Origin of the sequence: Micromonospora sp. WMMD1155, from assembly GCF_029581275.1 — a bacterium.
Taxonomy (GTDB): domain Bacteria; phylum Actinomycetota; class Actinomycetes; order Mycobacteriales; family Micromonosporaceae; genus Micromonospora.
This window is the reverse complement of sequence record NZ_CP120742.1, coordinates 2,504,719-2,522,905: the sequence shown is the minus strand read 5'-3', so window position 1 is coordinate 2,522,905 and position 18,187 is coordinate 2,504,719. Positions and strand designations below refer to the sequence as shown.

Here is an 18,187-nt window from a genome sequence, read left to right as displayed (position 1 = left end):
GAACGGAATGTTTCGTTCTGCAATCACAGTAGCAGACCGGAACGATCCGTTCCACTGATAGTCTGGTGTCATGCCGACCTCATCCGAGAAGACGCTGGGCGGCCGCCGCGCCCAGGCCGCCCGCAACGACGAAGTCATCCTCGAAGCCGCCCGCGCGGTCTTCCTGGACGACCCGAAGGCCCCGATCGCCGCCGTCGCCGAGCGTGCCGGGGTCGGCATCAGCGCCCTCTACCGGAGGTACGCGAGCAAGGAGGACCTGCTGCGGCGGCTCTGCCGCGACGGGTTGCGCCGGTACATCGCCGAGGCCGAGACGGCTCTCGCCGAGCCGGACGACTGGACGGCGTTCCGCACCTTCCTGGCCGGGGTGGTCGACGCCGACGTGCACTCGCTCACCGTCCACCTGGCCGGCACCTTCACCCCGACCGAGGAGATGGGTCGGGACGCGATGCGCGCCGGCGAGTTGGCCGCCGCCCTGTTCGATCGGGCCCGCGCCAGTGGTCGGCTGCGCCCGGACGTGGTCGTCCAGGACCTGGGGCTGTTGCTTGAGGCGTGCGCCGCGGTGCGCGTACCCGATTCGAAGCGGGCCGGTGAGCTGCGCCGCCGGCAGCTCGCGGTGCTGCTCGCGGGCCTGTCGGCCGTGCCGACCGCGGACCCGTTGCCCGGTCCGGCACCCGCTGCGGGCGAGTTCGACTGGCGGTGGCGTCGCCGGGAGTGACGGGCGTCACAGCGCTAAGGTTGAGCGGAATACGCTCAACTCTGGTTGTGTCCAACCCAATGGACATCGCCGATCCGGGGGAGCCCATGAACACCGAGAAACTCACCACCAAGAGCCGCGAGACCATCACCGGCGCCGTCGCGCTGGCCAACCAGCGCGGTCACGCCACCGTGGAGCCCTGGCACCTGCTGCTGTCCCTGCTGGACACCGACGGATCGACCGCCACCGGTTTGCTGCGCGCCGTCGGGGCCGACCCGACCGAGCTGCGCCGGGCCGCCCAGCGTGCGGTCGACGCCCTCCCGGCCGCCCGGGGCTCCAGCATCGCCGAGCCGACGCTGGCCCGGGAGTTCGTCAACGCCATCGGTGCCGCCGAGCAGATCGCCCGTCCACTGGGCGACGAGTACACGTCCACCGAGCACCTGCTCGCCGGTCTGGCCCGGGTGGGTGGCGCGGTCTCCGGCCCGCTGAAGGCGGCCGGTGCCACCGAGGAGGCGCTGGTCGCGGCCTTCCCGACCGTTCGCGGTGGCGACCGCCGGGTCACCACCGCCGATCCGGAGCAGACCTACCAGGCCCTCACCAAGTACGGCGTCGACCTCACCGCCAGCGCCCGGGACGGCAAGATCGACCCGGTCATCGGGCGGGACTCCGAGATCCGCCGGGTGATCCAGGTGCTCTCCCGGCGTACCAAGAACAACCCGGTGCTGATCGGCGAGCCCGGCGTGGGCAAGACGGCGATCGTCGAGGGCCTGGCCCAGCGGATCGTCACCGGCGACGTGCCCGAGTCGCTGCGCGACAAGAAGTTGATCTCGCTGGATCTTGGCGCGATGGTCGCCGGAGCGCAGTACCGGGGCCAGTTCGAGGAGCGGCTGAAGTCCGTCCTGGAGGAGATCAAGAACTCCAACGGGCAGGTCATCACCTTCCTCGACGAGCTGCACACCGTCGTCGGCGCCGGTAAGGGCGAGGGCTCGATGGACGCCGGCAACATGCTCAAGCCGATGCTGGCCCGTGGCGAGCTGCGGATGGTCGGCGCCACCACGCTCGACGAGTACCGCGAGCACATCGAGAAGGACCCGGCGCTGGAGCGGCGGTTCCAGCCGGTGCTGGTCGGCGAGCCGACGATCGAGGACACCATCGGCATCCTGCGCGGTCTCAAGGAGCGCTACGAGGTGCACCACGGCGTACGAATCACCGACGCCGCGCTGGTCGCCGCCGCCGCGCTGTCCGACCGCTACATCACCGACCGGTTCCTGCCGGACAAGGCGATCGACCTGGTCGACGAGTCGGCGTCCCGGCTCCGGATGGAGATCGACTCCCGTCCGGTCGAGGTGGACGAGATCGAGCGGGCGGTTCGCCGGTTGGAGATCGAGGAGATGGCGCTGGCCAAGGAGCCGGACGCCGCCTCGGTGGAGCGGTTGGAGCGGCTCCGTAAGGAACTGGCCGACAAGCGCGAGCAGCTCACCGTGCTCTCCGAGCGTTGGCAGACGGAGAAGAGCCACATCACCAAACTCTCCACCGCGAAGGAGGAGTTGGAGCGTCTCGGCGGCGAGGCCGAGCGGGCCGAGCGCGACGGTGAGCTGGAACGCGCCGCCGAGCTGCGCTACGGCCGGATCCCCGCGCTGAAGGTCGAGCTGACCCAGGCCGAGGAGGAGTTGGCCCAGCTCCAAGCCGACGGCGCGATGCTCAAGGAGGAGGTCGGCGCGGACGACATCGCCGCGGTGGTCGCCTCCTGGACCGGCATCCCCGCCGGTCGCCTGCTCGAAGGCGAGACGGCCAAGCTGCTCCGGATGGAGGAGTCGCTGGGCGGCCGGGTGGTCGGCCAGGCCGAGGCGGTGGGCGCGGTCTCCGACGCGGTACGCCGTGCCCGGGCCGGCATCGCCGACCCGGATCGCCCGACCGGCAGCTTCCTCTTCCTCGGCCCCACCGGTGTCGGCAAGACGGAACTCGCCAAGGCTCTCGCCGAGTTCCTCTTCGACGACGAGCGGGCGATGGTCCGCATCGACATGAGCGAGTACGGCGAGAAGCACTCGGTCGCCCGCCTGGTGGGTGCCCCGCCCGGCTACGTCGGCTACGACGAGGGCGGCCAGCTCACCGAGGCGGTGCGGCGTCGGCCGTACTCGGTGGTGCTGCTGGACGAGGTGGAGAAGGCCCACCCGGACGTCTTCGACGTGCTGCTGCAGGTGCTGGACGACGGTCGGCTCACCGACGGCCAGGGCCGCACCGTGGACTTCCGCAACGCGATCCTGATCCTCACGTCCAACCTCGGTTCGTCGGTGATCGGTGACCTGACGCTGGCCGAGGAGCAGCGCCGGGAGGGCGTCCTCGCCGTGGTCCGGTCGCACTTCAAGCCGGAGTTCCTCAACCGGCTGGACGACATCGTGGTCTTCGCCTCGTTGCGGGGTGACGATCTGCGCTCCATCGTCGACATCCAGTTGGACCGGATGCGGCGGCGGTTGGCCGACCGCAGGCTGGGCCTGGAGATCACCGACGCGGCCCGGGACTGGCTCGCCGAGCACGGCTACGACCCGATCTACGGTGCTCGCCCGCTGCGTCGCCTGGTCCAGACCGCGATCGGTGACCAGTTGGCGAAGTCCCTCCTGGCCGGCCGGATCCGCGACGGTGACACGGTCAAGGTAGACCGCGCCGAAACCGGAACCCTAGAGGTGACCGCCGCCTGACCCCGCCTGACCCCGCCGGACCGCGGTGATCAAGAGGTTTGCGTCAAGAAGTTGCCCTTTCCTGACGCAAACCTCTTGATCAACAGGGTGGGGAGCGGCTGGGCGGGGAAATGGGTTCGGCATGTTTGGTATCGGCAAGAAGTGGGAGCGCGAGCTGGAGTCGGCCATCGACACATTGGTCGCGGCCGACACGCTCGCCTTTGGTGGGGTCGGCATCGCCGGCACGTTGTTGCCGGTGACCGAGGCGTACCACCAGGTTGCGGCCATCCTCGACGACCACCCCGAGGAGGTACGCGAGCAGCTCGACCGGCTGCTCGCCGACGGCACACCCGCCGGCCGGGCGTACGCGGCGACGCTGCTGGAGCGGCTCGACCCGGCGGCGGCCCGAGCGGCGTGGACGTCGTTGCGGGACGACCCGAGCGAGTTCACCACCTTCGTCGGCTGCGTCATGGACCGGGAGACCATCGGCAACTACGCCACCCGACGCCTCGCCGCGGCGTGACCCGCACGCCGGACACCACGGGTGCCGTCGGTAGCTGAGCTGTCGGTCACGGTACGGGTCCCGACAGTGCCGACGGTTGTTACCGTCTGCGCCGACGTACCTGGGGAGGTTGTCGGGTGAGCGGGTCACTGGCGTACCTGGTGGTGGCGGTTGTCGTACTCGTGGTGGTCGTTGTCGTCGTGATCGTCGTGCGGGCCCGGCCCGACCGGACGCCGACGCCCGGACGGCCGCCGCGCGGTGGCCCGCTGCGCCTGGCTCTGCACGACCGTCTCCGCATCCGCGACCGGGAGTACGCGGTGAGCGGCACCATCCGCCTCGTCGAGGGGGACTGGAGTTGGGTGCAGCACCTGCTCGACGACGACTCCGGCACCCGGCACCGGCTCTCCGTGGAGGACGGCCCCGAGGTGGAGCTGGTGCTCTGGACGGACGAGCCGGGCGCGACGGTCAGCCCCGGTGCACCGACCATCGAACTCGGTCGGCGGCGCTACACCTGGACCGAGACCGGGCAGGCGCGCTACACCGCCACCGGGGAGACCGGGCTGCCGTCGGCCGGAACCGTGCGCTACCACGACTACCAGTCGGGTGGTGCCGCGCGGCTCTCCTTCGAGGCGTACGGCGAAGAGGGGTGGCGGGTGGCCCGCGGCGAGCTGCTCGACCCCGCCGATCTGACGATCCTCCCCACGAACGAGGACCGCTGAGCCGAACGGACGGGACGCGCGGGTCGCGGCGGCATGCCGAAGTGGCCGGTTGTCGATACGGTGTGGGCGCGATCTTAAGGGAAGGAGAATCGTGGTCGATTCCCAGAACACGCCGGCCCGTCAGCGGCCGTCCACCGTGTCGATTTCCAGTTATCTGCTCTACCTGTTCCTGGCCTGCCAGGTGATCAGCGTGATCATCACGCTCAGCACCATCGGCAAGACGCGCGACGCTCTCCGCGACGCGTACGAGGGCAGCACCGTCGAGAATGCCGACCAGGTGGTCGACGTCTTCGTCGCCGTCGGTGTCGGCGGCGCAATCGTGCTGTTGCTGGTCGCCATCGTGCTGGGCGTCCTGGCTCTGTTCAACAACCAGGGCCGCAACGGTGCCCGGATCACCACCTGGATCGTCGGCGGCATCATGGTCTGCTGCAGCGGTCTCGGCCTGGTCAGCAGTGCGGGCGGCGGTTTCACCGGTGGACAGGCCAGCGGTGACGGGCCGAGCGGCGAGGAGGTCCAGCGCCGCGTCGAGGAGGCGCTGCCCTCCTGGATCACCCCGGTCAGCCTCGTGCTCGGCGTGATCGGCCTGATCGCGCTGATCACGGCGCTGATCCTGCTGGCGCTTCCGAAGTCCAACGAGTTCTTCCGCAAGCCCACCGCGGCCTGGGAGCCGCCCACCCCGGGCGCCGGCTACCCAGCGCAGCCGCAGGGCCCTGGTCAGCCTGGCTACCCGCAGTCGACGGGTGAGCCCGGCTACCCGTCGAGCGGCGAGCCGAGCTACCCGCCGCCGGCCACGAACCGGCCGGACGACACCCCGCCCGCGGACCGTCCGGGGTCGACTCCGCCGTCGACGAGTTGACCGAGGGATAAGCACGACTCCGACGATCCCTCCGAGTAGGTTGCAACCCGACGCCTACCGGAGGGATTCGTCGTGTCGTACCCGGAATCGGCACCGGCCCGCCGGCCCGCCGTCGTCCTGCTGGCCGCTGTCGCGCTGCTGGTGATGGCGGCCGCCGCGCTCGCGTACGCCGTGGTCGACCTGGCGGTGCTGGGCGGGACGGTCGACGCGTTCCGCTCCGCAGCCCGGGACACCTCGGCCGGTCCGGAGCAGATCGCCGACGTGGTGACTCTGCTCCGGGCGTCGATCGTGCTGTCGGCGGTGGTGGCCGCGCTCTCCGCGCCGGTGCTCGCCGGCCTGGCCCTCGGGCTGTTGGCGGGTCGCAACGGCGCGCGGGTGGCGACCTGGGTGGTCAGCGGGCTGGGCCTGCTCGCCGGCTGTTGCAGCGTGGCGGTGCTGATCGGGGAACGGGCCGCACCCCTGCACCTGGGCTCCGGTGAGGAGGCGGTCGCCGAGCTGCTGGGGCTGATCGGCGACGCGTACCCGTCGTGGTGGATCCCGCTGAACGCCGGGCTTTCCGTCGCGCAGGGGCTCGGTTACCTTGTAGTAGCTACGCTGCTGGTCCTGCCGGCGGCCAACGCCTGGTTCGGTCGCCACCGCTCGACCGCACCGACCATGCCGTCCGCACCACAGGCGTTCACGCCTGCCCCGTACCAGCCGCCGTCGGCGCCACCCGCGCCCCCGTACCCGCCCAGGTGAAGGAATCCGCCGTGCCGCTCGATCCCTCGACCGCTGAGCGTCGGGCCCTGATCACCGGGGCCACGGCGGGCATCGGCGCGGCGTTCGCCCGGCGGCTGGCCGGCGACGGTTGGCAACTGGTGCTCATCGCCCGTGACGCCGCCCGGCTGACCGAGATGGCCACCGAGCTGGGATCGACCCACGGCCGGGTCGTGGAGACCATCTCGGCGGATCTGTCCACCGACGACGGCTGCGTCGCGGTGGAGCGGCGCATCGCCGACGGCAGCCCGGTGCACCTGCTCGTCAACAATGCCGGGATCAGCCTGAACAAGCCGTTCCTGCGCTCGACGGCCGAGGACGAGGCCCGCCTGTTGCGGCTCAACGTGCACGCGGTCATGCGACTGACGCTCGCGGCGCTGCGACCGATGACCGAACGGCGAGACGGGGCAGTGATAAATGTCTCTTCGGTAGCCGGTTTCGGCGCGGCCATGCCCGGCTCGACGTACTCGGCCAGCAAGGCCTGGGTCACCAACTTCAGCGAGTCGGTCGGCCTTTCGGCACGACCATTCGGTGTGCGCGTGATGGCTCTCTGTCCCGGCTACACCCGCACCGAATTCCACCAGCGGGCCGGGATCAACATGTCGAAGACGCCGGAATGGCTGTGGCTGCGGGCCGAGGATGTGGTCGACGAAGCCCTGCGTGACCTGCGCAAAGGCAAGATGGTCAGCGTCCCGGCGTGGAAGTACAAGATGGTCGTCGCGGGCATGCGGCATGCGCCACGGCGGCTACTCCAGGCTGTCGCGAAAGACACTCGCGGTCGCATCGGTCGCGACGAACGCTGACCCTCGACCGGCCCGTCCGACCCCGTGGGTCACCGAGGCGCTGCTGGCGCGCCGCTGTCAGGCCAGTAGCTGAGCGTAGTCGAACATAGCCAGTCATCGGTGCCCCGCCGGGCTGGTCAGGGTGGACCCCGCACACGGCGTTCAGACTTGAGCAGTAACCTCTATCGCCATGGGGGACCACGACGACCTGCGTAAATTCATTGCCGACCTGGCTGTGGTCCACGGACGGGTCGTGCTCTCCTCGGGGCGTGAGGCCGACTGGTACGTGGATCTGCGGCGCGTCACGCTCCATCACCGGGCCGCTCCTCTGGTCGGCCGGGTGTTGCTGGACCTGACCGCCGACTGGGAGTACGACGCCGTCGGTGGCCTCACGCTGGGCGCGGATCCCGTCGCGCTCTCGATGCTGCACGCCGCCGCACCGACCGGTCGGGCCCTGGACGCCTTCGTGGTGCGCAAGGCGGGCAAGGCGCACGGTCTACAGCGACGGATCGAGGGACCGGAGGTGGCCGGCCGCCGGGTGTTGGCGGTGGAGGATACGTCCACGACAGGCGGAAGTGTGTTGACCGCTGTCGAGGCACTTCGTGAGGCCGGGGCGGAAGTCGTGGGCGTGGCGGTTATTGTTGATCGAGGCGCCGGCGACGCGGTGCGAGCCGCCGGATTGCCGTACCGGGCGGCCTATACGTTGGCTGACCTCGGCCTTGTGGCGTAAAAGTTTGCCGATTCGGATCTGCTGATATGCAGGCGGATCGATGCTGCTGGTGGAAGGATGGAATACGTGGGAACTGCGTTGGCCGAAATGACTATGCCTCAGATCTCGCCGCTTAACGGCGAGCCGATCGAACGTGCCGATGCCGAGCGTCTCGCCGGGGTCCTCAAGGCCCTCGCCGACCCTGCTCGGTTGCGGCTGCTCAGCCTGATCCAGTCGGCCCCCGAGGGCGAGGCGTGCGTCTGTGACCTGACCGCGCCGCTCGGCCTCTCTCAGCCGACGGTCAGTCATCACCTGCGTATCCTCACCGAGGCCGGTTTGCTGCAGCGGGAGAAGCGCGGTGTCTGGGCGTACTACAGCCTGGTCCCGAGTGCGATCGCGACGATCGCCGACCTGCTGACCCCGCCGCGTAAGCGAGCCACCAAGAAGGCCCGCTGACGTAGGCACAACACGCCGCCCTGCGTCGAGGCGGCGTCCGGTGACGAGCCAGGGGTGGCGTCACCGGTGGGTGACACCTGCTCGTCCCCGGTCGCACCACCGGAGGCCGGGCACGACATGCCGACGGCCGACCCCCTCGCCAGGGGGCCGGCCGTCGTCGTACCCGGGTCAGCGATCCTGGCCGTGCTCCGGTCGGCGGCGGTCGTGCTGGTGGTGCCCGTCGTGGTCGAACGCCTCACGGGCCGCCTCCACGGCCCCGGCGGCGCTGGCCGCCGCGACCACCGCGACCGCCTCGCCGCGCTTACGAGCCCGCCGGTCGCGGAGGAACTCGAAGAAGATCGGCAGCACCGAGATCACGATGATCAGGGCCACCACCGGCAGGATGTAGTGGTCGATCTTGTCGCCGATGGCCTGGTAGATCTGCTCCGCCAGCAGGTAGCCGATCAGCAGGATGCCGTCCACCCAGAGGATCGCGCCGACGACGTTCCAGAGCAGGAACTTCTTGGCCGGCATGCCGAGCGCGCCCGCGACCGGGTTGAGGAACGTCCGGACGATCGGGATGAAGCGCGCCAGGACAACTGCCTTCGCAGGGCCGAACTTCTGGAAGTAGTACTCGGCCTTCTCCACGTACTCCTTCTTGAAGAGCCGGGAGTTGGGCCGCTCGAACATCGGCCGGCCGTACCGGGCACCGAGCCAGTGCCCCAGCTGGGCGCCGACGATCGCGCAGATCGGCCCGCCGATCAGCAGGCCGGTCAGGGAGAGGCGGGTGCCGTCGCCGAAGATCGCGTCCGCCACCGGCGACGAGGCCACTCCGGCGAGGAACAGCAGCGAGTCGCCGGGGAAGAAGAAGCCCACCAGCAGGCCGGTCTCGGCGAAGAGGATCACCCACACACCGATCAGCCCGAAGGTCTGCAGGAGTTCCTTGGGATCGAGCGGGTTCAGGGCGACGCTCTCCCCGAGAGCGCGGATGTTCTCAGCTGTGTCCACGGCCACAAAGGGTACCGAAGCCCGAGGCCCCGGCCGCGCCGGACCGGCCCGTCACCACCCGCCCGCGCCGGGTGGCCCGACGACGGTGCCCCGCCGACCGCGACGGGTCGACGGGGCACCGGTGGTGCGGGGAAGGATCAGGCGACGAAGCGGGTCCGACGGCGCTTGGCCACCAGGTAGCCGCCGACGCCCACGGCGAGCAGCAGCGCGCCGAGACCGGCGATCAGACCGGTGGACTGGCCGGTGACCGGCAGACCGCCGTCGTCACCGCCCTGGCCCCCGCCGTTGCCGCCGTCGCCACCATTGCCACCGTTGGCGGCGTTCACCAGGATCTCGGCGATGTCGTTGGCCGGGTTCAGGTCCTTGATCTCGGTCTCCTCGTGCCCGGTGCGCAGCATGACCTCACCGGCGTGCTTGCCGGCCTGGTCGATCCGCACCTGGAACTCGTAATCGACCTCCTCGCCCTTCCTGATCGAGCCGTCCACGAAGCACCGGTAGACCCGCGCGCCGGGCTTGCCCGGCTGCCACTCGTCGTCGTCGGAGTCGAAGCAGTTCTGCGGAGCGCGGACGGCGGTGACGCCCTTCGGCAGCGTGACGGTGGTGCCGACCCAGGGCGACTCGCTGCCACCCGTGTTGACGGCCGCCGGCCCGTTGTTGACGTAACCGACGGTGAGCCCGACGGTGGCGCCGACGTCACCGGTTACCGTCGCACCGCGTGCTGCCACATCGGCCCTCTGGTCACCGGTCACCTGAAGGTCGATCCAGGTCGAGTTGTCCCACGGGTTGACGTCGGTCTGCTGGGAACGCCGGTTCGCGACCGGCTCGAGCTTCAACTCACCTTCGGTGCCGTTCGGCCCGAGCTTGGCCGGAAGTTCGGCCTGGGACCGGTACTCGTCCCAGTCGGCGGGCGTGAACCAGGTGGCGAACCCGCCGAAGGCGCTCGGTGCCCAACTGTCGGCAGGCACGGTGAACCCGAAGCTGTCGTCCAGGCGGAAGCCGGCGTTCGTGTCGATGGTCGCGTCGAAGCGGCAGGCGAACGCGAAGTCGTGCAGCAGGCCCTCGGTGTACTCGCAGTTCTCGTAGCGCTTCGACGGCTGAAGACCATCCGCGCCGACGACATAGAGAACGGCGTCCTTCGCGGGCACCTCGCCCCGGTTGGTCACCTGCAACGGGGCCTTCAGCGTGCTGCCGGGCGCGCCCTCGAGCTCCAACAACTCGTTGGTGGTGAGGTCGACGCCCTCGCCGATCTCGACGGTCGAGCTGTAGGAGACGGGTCCGGACTTGTCGTCCGGCGTGACGGTGAAACGCAGCTCGCCCTTCTGATCGGGCTTGGCGTCGGTTTTCGCGCGAACGACGAGGGAGACGAGGCCCAGGTACGAACCGTCGTCGTCCTGGTCCTCGACCTTGCAATTCAGGATCGCACCGGACTCGGTGCAGTTCTCCGCGCTGCTCTCGACGTCGGCGAAACCGTCGACCTTGCTCCGGTCCACCGTGATCGTGTAGTCGCCGGGCTGTCGCTCCGTGGTGAGCGAGAAGAGGGTGAGCCACTTCTCGGTGCCGCCGGGCGCGACGATCACATTGTTGGCGTACAGGTCGAGATCCTCTGCCAGTGAGGGCGGTGCGGCGGAGGCGGGGGTGGCGGAGGCGGCGACGAACGCGCCTGCGACGCCCAGCCCGGCGAGCCAGCGCCGGGTGGAGTGCTTGAGCATTGAGGTTCCCTCATGTCGGGGGACGGAAGGTGAAGCCTGCGGATCTTAAGAAACCGTTAAGGCTGGTTGCAGCCCGCTAAGCCACCCGCTGAGCAAGACCAACCAAAAGGTTGATCGGCGTCACCGCAATGTTCGGTCGGTCCGCTCCCGTCATCTGAGGCAGGACCCCCAGGAGGTGCAGTGACGTACGAGGAGTTCGTGGACCTGCGGCTGGCACCGCTACTGCGGTACGCGGTCATGCTCACCGGTGATCCGCACGAGGCTCAGGATCTGGTCCAGGAGACCATGGTCCGGGTCCAGCTCAACTGGCGACGGGTCGCCCGGGCGGACTCGCCCGAGCGCTACGTACGCCGGATGCTCACCAACCAGTACGTCGACTGGCGGCGCGGCTCCTGGGTCCGCCGGGTGCTGCTGCGCGCGGAGCCCGACGCGGCGGTGCCGGCGCTCGCCGACCACGCCCAGTCGGCCGTGGACCGCGACCAGATCTGGTCCTGGCTGTCCCGGCTGCCGCGTCGCCAACGCGCCACCCTGGTGCTGCGCTACTACGAGGACCTGCCCGACGCCGAGATCGCCGACATCCTCGGTTGCGCCGTCGGGACCGTACGTTCGTCGATTTCCCGGGCCCTGGCCACGCTGCGGGCCGAGTACGTGGAGGCGTGAACATGATCGAGGACGACCTGCGTGCCGCCTTCACCCGGCACGAGCAGTTGACCCCGTCGACCGGCCCGGTGCGGGCCGCGATCGACCGGCTCGCCGCGACCCGCCGTCGCCGTCGGCAGCGGTTCCAGGCCGCCGGTGTCGCGTTCGCCCTGCTCGCCGCGCTCGGAGTCGGGGTACCGCAACTGCGCCCCGATCGGGCGGAGGAGGGCCCGTTGTTGCCCGCTCGACCGGCTGCCCCGCCTTCCGGGGCGCTGAACGTCCTGCTGCTCGGCGTGGACGGCTTCGGCGAGAACCCGTCGTACCGGTTGGCGGACTCCGTCCTGCTGCTGCACGTTCCGGCCGACCGGAGTCGGCCGTACCTCATCTCGTTGCCGCGCGACCTGGAGGTGACGGTCCCCGGCCGGGGGGTCGACAAGCTCAACAGCGCCTTCTACGGCGGTGCCGCCGAGCCCCGGCCCGACCTGGACGCCGGCTACGACCTGACCCGCCGGGTGGTCACCGACCTGACCGGGGTACGCGTCGACGCCGGCGCGGTGCTGACCTTCTCGGGGCTGCGCCGGATCACCGACGCCGTCGACGGGGTGGAGGTGTGCCTGCCGGACGAGGTCCGGTCCTGGCACACCCGCCGGGTCTTTCCGGCCGGTTGTCAGCAGCTCGACGGAGCCGCCTCGGTCGATCTGCTGCGGCAACGGCGGTACCTGCCCGACGGCGCTATCGACCGGGACCGTAACGCCCAGCGCTACGTCGCCGGGCTGGTCAGGCGGGCGGTCGCCCAGGACGTGCTGAGCAACCCCGTCCGACTCGCCGCGCTGCTGTCGGCCGCCGGCGAGGGTCTGACCGTCGACGACGACGGCCTGCCGCTGACCGGGCTGGTGGCGGTGCTGCCCGAGCTGCGAAGCGTCGACCCGGTGGGGCTCAGCCTTCCGGTCGGCCCGCCGGTGGGCGACGCCTCGCGGCTGCAACTGGACCCGAAGCCGGGCCGGGCGTTCCTCGCCGCGCTGCGTGAGGACCGGTTGGCGCAGTGGGTGGAGCAGCACCCGGAGCAGGTCAACCGCACCCGTTAACCGAGGTGGTGCGCGGTCACGCGGACCGCGACGGAGCCCCGCCTGGCAGGTGCGGCACGGCGGGGCTCCGGTCGGACGGGGGGCGGGTCAGGCGACGAAGTGGGTGCTGCGGCGTCGGGCGAGCAGGTAGCAGCTCGCACCGACGACGAGCAACAGGCCGCCGAGGCCGGCGATCAGGCCGGTGGGGGCACCGGTGATGGGCAGCGCACCGCCGCCACCCGCGTCACCGCCGCCACCGCCGCCGTCGTCTCCGCCCTGGTCACCGCCGCCCTGGCCCGCGTTGATCACGATCCGGGCAGTGTCGTTGGCCGGTTGGATGTCGTCCGCGAAGCTGCCCCCGCCGGGGCATTCGCACGGCGCGTTGACCCGCACCGAGCCCCGGGCGTTGGGGATGACCCTGTCGATGCGTAGCCGGAACTCCATGGTGTAGGCCGCACCGGCCACCAGGAGCATCTCCGAGGCGCACAGGTACGTCCGGGTGCCCTGCCGCAACCGGCAGCTCTCGGGGACCTCGACGGCGGTGGTGCCCGGCGGCAGCTCGACGTCCGTGTGGGTGGCGGCCTCGTAATCGGCGTTCACCTTGTCGAGTGTCGCCGGGCCGTTGTTCCGGAAGCCGACGGTCGCCGTGGCGACGGTGCCCGCGCTGCCCTTGAGCGCGGCACCGATCGCCGCGAGGTCGGTGCCGTTCGTGCCGGTGACCTTGATGGTCCACCCGGTGTGGTCGTCGCCCGGGTCGACGTCGGTCTGGTCGGCCTGCCGCACCCTGCCGGGTGCCTCGGCCAGAGTCAGTTCCGGGCCGCTGCCGAGGGTGGCCGCCCGGGCGCCGACGGCCTCGCGCACCCGGGTCAGGTCCTCGAAGTCGGCGACGGTCATGAACTGGGCATAGCCGGCCTGGTTGCTGGGTGCGTAGGTGTCCCTGGCGAGTTCGAGGTTGAGCGTCCCGGCGAGCCCCGAGCCCGCCGGGATCTCCTGGTCGAACCGGCAGGAGAGCAGGTGGTCGTCGGAGTAGCGGCAGTTGCTGAACCGGTCGGTGGTCCGGATCGAGTAGTCGAGGTCGAAGACCACGACGAATCCGGTGACGGTCCGCTCGCCGACGTTCGTCACGGCCAGCGGCACGCTGAACTTCCCGCCCGGCGTGGAGGAGGCGGTGGTGTACGGCCCGCCGGCCAGGTCGACCCCCTCGCCGACGCGGACGCGCGAGGTGTAGCCGCCCTGCCGCCCACCGGCCGCCTGGAAGCTGACGGCGACGTCGCCGGAGTCGCCGAGCTGCGCATCTCCGGTGAGACCGATGTGTACCCGCTTGGCGACGGCGCGGTAGATCCCGCTGCCGAACGGCGGCAGCTCGTCGAGGACGACGTCGAAGGGCTCCTCGCAGACGAGAACGCCCGACTCCGGAGCTGTGCACTCCTGGCCGTCGGCGGGGGCCACGGTGATCTCGTCGGCCAGGGAGCGGTAGTCGTACCGCACGGAGACGTCGGTGAGCACCGTCGGCTCGTCGGCGTACAGGAACAGGGTGCGGGTGGTTCCCGCCGAGCCGACGGCCACTGTGCTGTCCTGGAAGTAGGGCTCGACGACGGCCGCGGCGACGGCGGGGGTGGCGGAGGCGGCGACCAACGCGCCTGCGGCACCGAGCCCGGTCAGCCAGCGGATCGATTGCCTGAACATGAGGGTCCTCCCGTGGGGATACCGGTGGCGCTCGTCCAACCTAGGCAGGCCCAGGCTCCTCCGGCACCCCACAGGGGATCGACAGCCGTCTAACGAACCGAACGGCTGAGCGGCTCTGCCGCAACGGGCAGCCCACCCGGCGACCGGGTCAGCGGTAGTCGTCCTCGTCGCTGGTGACCACCCGGGCCTGCTCCATCGCGTCCCAGTCGCCGACCTCCAGGCCACGGTGGGGTTCGCCGTCGACGTCGTCCGGACCGACCGCGGTGGCCTGCTCGACCGCGTCGGCCGGTTCGGCCTCCGGGTCACGCTCGTCCGGGGCGAGGTGGTCGCCGGGCGTGAAGTCCTCGTCGGGCTGACCCATCGTCCCTCCCGGGGTCTCGGGGCACGGTTCCCACCCACCGTACGGGCTCGGGCGGCGCCGCGCCCGGAAGCGAGTAGGCGGAATCAGCCCTCGACCACGCGACCCGATGCCAGGATGGTGCCGTGGGCTTCCTCATCCGACTGGCGATCACTGCGGTCGCGCTGTGGATAACCACTCTGATCGTGCCCGGGGTGGACGTGCACGGCCGCTCGGGCGGCAACACCGTCCTCACCCTGATCGTGGTGGCGTTGATCTTCGGCGTGATCAACGCGGTGCTCAAACCGGTGATCAAAGTCGTCGGCTGCGTGTTCTACCTGCTGACCCTGGGCCTGTTCGCGCTGGTGGTCAACGCCCTGCTGTTCCTGCTCACCGACCGGATCGCCCGCGGGCTCGACCTGCCGTTCCAGGTGGACGGTTTCTGGGCGGCGTTCTGGGGAGCCATCGTGATGACAGTGGTGACCTGGCTGATCAGCGTCATCGTGCCGGACAACTGGGACCGCCGGTGAACGGCTGACACCCGGGTCGGTTGTTCCGACGCACGCCACCTGCGGGATACTGCCGGGCGGAGGACAGCGCGGTCCGGCGCACACGTGAACAACAGCGGCCAGCACGGCCGAGAGTGGTAAGTAAGGAGCACATCACATGCCCATCGCTTCCCCCGAGGCCTACGCGGAGATGCTGGACCGCGCCAAGGCCGGCCGGTTCGCGTACCCCGCGATCAACGTGACCTCCTCCCAGACGCTGAACGCGGCGCTCAAGGGCTTCGCCGACGCGGAGAGCGACGGCATCATCCAGGTCTCCACCGGTGGTGCCGAATACCTCTCCGGCCCGTCGATCAAGGACATGGTCACCGGCGCGGTGGCGTTCGCCGCGTACGCGCACGAGGTGGCCAAGAAGTACTCGGTCAACATCGCCCTGCACACCGACCACTGCCCGAAGGACAAGCTGGACAAGTTCGTCCGTCCGCTGATGGGCATCTCGCAGGAGCGGGTGAAGCGCGGCGAGGAGCCGCTGTACCAGTCGCACATGTGGGACGGTTCGGCCGTGCCGGTCGCGGAGAACCTCGAGATCGCCGCCCAGCTCCTCGACGAGGCCGCCAAGGCCAAGATCGTCCTGGAGATCGAGGTCGGCGTCGTCGGTGGCGAGGAGGACGGCGTCGAGAACGCCATCAACGACAAGCTCTACACCACCACCGAGGACGGCCTGGCCATGGTCGAGGCGCTCGGCCTCGGCGAGAAGGGCCGCTACATGGCGGCCCTGACCTTCGGCAACGTGCACGGCGTCTACAAGCCGGGCAACGTGAAGCTCCGCCCCGAGATCCTCAACCAGATCCAGGAGGCGGTCGGCGCGAAGTACGGCAAGGACAAGCCGCTCAGCCTGGTCTTCCACGGCGGCTCGGGCTCCCTGCTCAGCGAGATCCGCGAGGCGCTGGACTACGGCGTGGTGAAGATGAACATCGACACCGACACCCAGTACGCCTTCACCCGGCCCGTCGCGGACCACATGCTCCGCAACTACGACGGCGTGCTGAAGATCGACGGCGAGGTCGGCAACAAGAAGCAGTACGACCCGCGTGCCTGGGGCAAGGCCGCCGAGGCCGGTCTGGCCGCCCGGGTCGTCGAGGCGTGCGAGCACCTGCGCTCCACCGGCACCACGATGACCAAGTAACGACGTACCACCGACGGCCGGCTCCCCACGCGGGGGCCGGCCGTTCGTCGTTCAGGCGGTCAACAGGCGGACGGCTTCGTAGACGTCGTCGGTCAGGTGGATCGACGCCGACAGGTCCCCGAACGGGGACGCGGCCAGCAGCGGACGCAGCAACGACTCCACCGGCAGCTCTCGGGTCCAGTAGGCGCGATCCAGGAAGATGTACGCGCCACTGGCACCGTCGGTGCCGTAGTAGGTCTTGGTGGCCGCCTGGAAGACCTCCTGCACCGTGCCCGCCCGCCCCGGAGCGAAGACGATGCCGCCCCGGGCGAGCCGCAGGATGGTGTCCTCCCGGATCGCGTTCGAGAAGTACTTGGCGATCCGCCCGGCGAACAGGTTCGCCGGTTCGTGCCCGTACAGCCAGGTCGGGATGGCCAGCCCACCCGCCCGCGCCCAACCCCGCTCGTCACCCCGCTGCCGGGGTACGCCCGCGTAGCGCTGCCGGACCGTCAGCGCCGTAGCCGTGTAGCGGTGGTGGTCGGTGAAGTCGGGCGCGGTGGCCAACAGGTCGATCGCCGCCGTCACGTCGGTCGCCGGCCGGTCCGCCAGAAAGGCGCCGAGGTTCGCCGCCTCCATCACACCGGGACCGCCGCCGGTCACCACCAGGCGGTCGGCCCGGGCCAGCTCCCAACCCAACACCGCCGCCATCCGGTACGCGGGACTGCCTCGCCGTACCGCGTGGCCACCCATGATGCCCACCACCGACTGCGGACCGTGCCCGGCCAGCCAGGCTCGGATCGCGTCGGCCAGCGCGTTGTCCACGCCGTGGTCGTGCAGGCGTTGGCCCAGCGCCTCCTTGACGTCCGGCAACGCACCGCCGTGCGCCCGGTAGTGGTCGTACACCCGGGTGTCGTACATCCCGGCGAACCCGCCCTCGGCGAACCCGGCGGCCAGGTCCTCGGGGGTGTAGAGGTGCGTCGGCTGGGTCGGGTACGGCAGCCCCGAGAACGGCGGCACCACGTTCGCGCCGCGCCGGACCAGGTCGGCGCCGACCTCCCGGGACGCGAAGCGGCAGCCCACGAAGAGGGTGCCCACCACGTCGACGCCGGTCAGGTCGGGCACCGGGGCGAGGTCGAGACGCAGGCCCTGCACGGTCAACCCGGTCAGCCGGCCGGTGGCCAACTGCCGGCGCAGCTCGTCCGGGGTCTGGATCTCGCCGGCGTGCAGGTGCGGCTCGATGACGTCGGCGGGAGGTGGGGTCGGCACCGGGCCATCCTGCCCCTTCGCCGGGGCCGGGCCAAACCTCGGGCCAGGCGGGAGACGACAGGAGCCCGGTGACCGTGGTCACCGGGCTCCTGCGTTACCGGTTCCTGGGGAGGCTCCGGACCATCAGTTGTAGTGGAAAACACCTGACGGCGGCATAGGCCGCAGGCGTGACCAACTCCTCAGCCGTTCAGCGGAACGTGTCGGCCGACCCGCTCGCGTGTCGCCCTGTCCAGCGGGTTGAATGGGGCGATGCAGAACCTTTTGCCAGAGCCACCGGCCACCCGGCTGCCCGCGAACGACGAGGCCGACGCCGCCCTGGCTGCCGCCGAAGACGCCGGCACCGACGAGGCGTTCGCCGGCGTGGCGGCCGGCTTCCCCACCTTCAGCGCGGCCTGGGCTGAGCTGGCGGCCCGAGCGCTCGCGCAGGACCAGGTGGTGGCGGCGTACGCCTACGCGCGCACCGGCTACCACCGGGGCCTCGACCAACTGCGTCGCAGCGGTTGGAAGGGGCACGGCCCGGTGCCGTGGTCGCACGAGCCCAACCGGGGCTTCCTCCGCTGCCTCTACGTGCTGTCCCGGGCCGCGGACGAGATCGGCGAGGCCGACGAGGCGGCCCGCTGTGCCCAGTTCCTGCGCGACTGCGACCCGGAGGCGGCGGACGCGCTCGCGAGCAACTGAT

Annotated in this window: 19 protein-coding genes; 14 read left to right on the top strand and 5 right to left on the bottom strand. The window is 70.6% G+C overall.

What is annotated here, in order from left to right:
- Positions 1-70 precede the first annotated feature (70 nt).
- The 9 genes from O7617_RS11365 to O7617_RS11325 all read left to right on the top strand — a co-directional run bounded on the left by O7617_RS11365 (position 71) and on the right by O7617_RS11325 (position 8,149).
- On the top strand, positions 71-715 hold the full coding sequence (locus O7617_RS11365; protein ID WP_282263363.1) for a TetR/AcrR family transcriptional regulator: 645 nt from the start codon (positions 71-73) through the stop codon (positions 713-715).
- Between the two features lie 86 nt (positions 716-801).
- Positions 802-3,390 carry an ATP-dependent chaperone ClpB gene (clpB, locus tag O7617_RS11360; protein ID WP_282263361.1) on the top strand — a complete coding sequence of 863 codons (2,589 nt, stop codon included), beginning with the start codon at positions 802-804 and terminating at the stop codon, positions 3,388-3,390.
- Between the two features lie 121 nt (positions 3,391-3,511).
- Positions 3,512-3,892 carry a hypothetical protein gene (locus O7617_RS11355; RefSeq protein WP_282263360.1) on the top strand — a complete coding sequence of 127 codons (381 nt, stop codon included), beginning with the start codon at positions 3,512-3,514 and terminating at the stop codon, positions 3,890-3,892.
- 116 nt (positions 3,893-4,008) lie between these two features.
- A complete protein-coding gene (locus O7617_RS11350) occupies positions 4,009-4,590 on the top strand; it encodes a DUF4178 domain-containing protein (protein ID WP_282263359.1) in 582 nt (193 codons plus the stop codon).
- A 91-nt stretch (positions 4,591-4,681) separates the two neighbouring features.
- Positions 4,682-5,446: a hypothetical protein gene (locus O7617_RS11345; protein ID WP_282263358.1), complete on the top strand. Its 765-nt coding sequence runs from the start codon at positions 4,682-4,684 to the stop codon at positions 5,444-5,446.
- Positions 5,447-5,518: 72 nt separating this feature from the next.
- Complete coding sequence (locus O7617_RS11340) at positions 5,519-6,184, top strand: hypothetical protein (RefSeq protein ID WP_282263357.1); 666 nt, start codon at positions 5,519-5,521, stop codon at positions 6,182-6,184.
- 11 nt (positions 6,185-6,195) lie between these two features.
- Positions 6,196-7,005: an SDR family oxidoreductase gene (locus tag O7617_RS11335; protein ID WP_282263355.1), complete on the top strand. Its 810-nt coding sequence runs from the start codon at positions 6,196-6,198 to the stop codon at positions 7,003-7,005.
- A 169-nt stretch (positions 7,006-7,174) separates the two neighbouring features.
- Entirely contained in the window at positions 7,175-7,714 is a 540-nt protein-coding gene (pyrE, locus tag O7617_RS11330) for an orotate phosphoribosyltransferase (protein ID WP_282263353.1), read from the top strand.
- A 57-nt stretch (positions 7,715-7,771) separates the two neighbouring features.
- Positions 7,772-8,149, top strand: a complete 378-nt coding sequence (locus O7617_RS11325; protein ID WP_030332125.1) for a metalloregulator ArsR/SmtB family transcription factor — start codon at positions 7,772-7,774, stop codon at positions 8,147-8,149.
- Positions 8,150-8,317: 168 nt separating this feature from the next.
- Here the strand turns inward: O7617_RS11325 and O7617_RS11320 are convergent, their stop codons facing one another.
- Entirely contained in the window at positions 8,318-9,142 is an 825-nt protein-coding gene (locus tag O7617_RS11320) for a DedA family protein (RefSeq protein ID WP_282263352.1), read from the bottom strand.
- A gap of 131 nt (positions 9,143-9,273) precedes the next feature.
- Positions 9,274-10,845, bottom strand: coding sequence for an LPXTG cell wall anchor domain-containing protein (locus tag O7617_RS11315; RefSeq protein ID WP_282263351.1), 1,572 nt, complete (start codon positions 10,843-10,845; stop codon positions 9,274-9,276).
- Positions 10,846-11,025: 180 nt separating this feature from the next.
- Here O7617_RS11315 and O7617_RS11310 point away from each other — a divergent pair, with 180 nt between their 5' ends.
- The gene (locus tag O7617_RS11310; RefSeq protein WP_282263350.1) at positions 11,026-11,505 is read left to right on the top strand and encodes a SigE family RNA polymerase sigma factor; all 480 of its coding nucleotides are present in this window, start codon (positions 11,026-11,028) and stop codon (positions 11,503-11,505) included.
- A gap of 2 nt (positions 11,506-11,507) precedes the next feature.
- Positions 11,508-12,569: an LCP family protein gene (locus O7617_RS11305; protein WP_282263349.1), complete on the top strand. Its 1,062-nt coding sequence runs from the start codon at positions 11,508-11,510 to the stop codon at positions 12,567-12,569.
- Between the two features lie 87 nt (positions 12,570-12,656).
- On the opposite strand, the gene O7617_RS11300 is transcribed toward O7617_RS11305, so the two are convergent.
- Positions 12,657-14,234: an LPXTG cell wall anchor domain-containing protein gene (locus O7617_RS11300; protein WP_282263347.1), complete on the bottom strand. Its 1,578-nt coding sequence runs from the start codon at positions 14,232-14,234 to the stop codon at positions 12,657-12,659.
- 148 nt (positions 14,235-14,382) lie between these two features.
- Positions 14,383-14,595, bottom strand: coding sequence for a hypothetical protein (locus O7617_RS11295; RefSeq protein WP_282263346.1), 213 nt, complete (start codon positions 14,593-14,595; stop codon positions 14,383-14,385).
- A gap of 122 nt (positions 14,596-14,717) precedes the next feature.
- On the opposite strand from O7617_RS11295, the gene O7617_RS11290 reads away from it, so the two are divergent.
- Entirely contained in the window at positions 14,718-15,101 is a 384-nt protein-coding gene (locus O7617_RS11290; RefSeq protein WP_282263345.1) for a phage holin family protein, read from the top strand.
- A gap of 136 nt (positions 15,102-15,237) precedes the next feature.
- Positions 15,238-16,263 (top strand): class II fructose-bisphosphate aldolase, encoded by a 1,026-nt coding sequence (gene fbaA / locus O7617_RS11285; protein WP_088986918.1) that lies wholly within the window; start codon positions 15,238-15,240, stop codon positions 16,261-16,263.
- 51 nt (positions 16,264-16,314) lie between these two features.
- On the opposite strand, the gene O7617_RS11280 is transcribed toward fbaA, so the two are convergent.
- Positions 16,315-17,508, bottom strand: coding sequence for a hypothetical protein (locus tag O7617_RS11280; RefSeq protein ID WP_282263342.1), 1,194 nt, complete (start codon positions 17,506-17,508; stop codon positions 16,315-16,317).
- 249 nt (positions 17,509-17,757) lie between these two features.
- On the opposite strand from O7617_RS11280, the gene O7617_RS11275 reads away from it, so the two are divergent.
- A complete protein-coding gene (locus tag O7617_RS11275; protein WP_282263341.1) occupies positions 17,758-18,186 on the top strand; it encodes a DUF3151 domain-containing protein in 429 nt (142 codons plus the stop codon).
- Position 18,187 lies beyond the last annotated feature (1 nt).

Excerpts from the sequence above, each read along its gene's own strand:
- O7617_RS11365 (WP_282263363.1), top strand. The coding sequence starts at position 71 with ATGCCGACCTCATCCGAGAAGACGCTGGGCGGCCGCCGCGCCCAGGCC.
- clpB (WP_282263361.1), top strand. The coding sequence starts at position 802 with ATGAACACCGAGAAACTCACCACCAAGAGCCGCGAGACCATCACCGGC.
- O7617_RS11355 (WP_282263360.1), top strand. The coding sequence starts at position 3,512 with ATGTTTGGTATCGGCAAGAAGTGGGAGCGCGAGCTGGAGTCGGCCATC.
- pyrE (WP_282263353.1), top strand. The coding sequence starts at position 7,175 with ATGGGGGACCACGACGACCTGCGTAAATTCATTGCCGACCTGGCTGTG.
- O7617_RS11325 (WP_030332125.1), top strand. The coding sequence starts at position 7,772 with ATGGAATACGTGGGAACTGCGTTGGCCGAAATGACTATGCCTCAGATC.
- O7617_RS11315 (WP_282263351.1), bottom strand. The coding sequence starts at position 10,845 with ATGCTCAAGCACTCCACCCGGCGCTGGCTCGCCGGGCTGGGCGTCGCA.
- O7617_RS11305 (WP_282263349.1), top strand. The coding sequence starts at position 11,508 with ATGATCGAGGACGACCTGCGTGCCGCCTTCACCCGGCACGAGCAGTTG.
- O7617_RS11300 (WP_282263347.1), bottom strand. The coding sequence starts at position 14,234 with ATGTTCAGGCAATCGATCCGCTGGCTGACCGGGCTCGGTGCCGCAGGC.
- O7617_RS11295 (WP_282263346.1), bottom strand. The coding sequence starts at position 14,595 with ATGGGTCAGCCCGACGAGGACTTCACGCCCGGCGACCACCTCGCCCCG.
- fbaA (WP_088986918.1), top strand. The coding sequence starts at position 15,238 with ATGCCCATCGCTTCCCCCGAGGCCTACGCGGAGATGCTGGACCGCGCC.
- O7617_RS11275 (WP_282263341.1), top strand. The coding sequence starts at position 17,758 with ATGCAGAACCTTTTGCCAGAGCCACCGGCCACCCGGCTGCCCGCGAAC.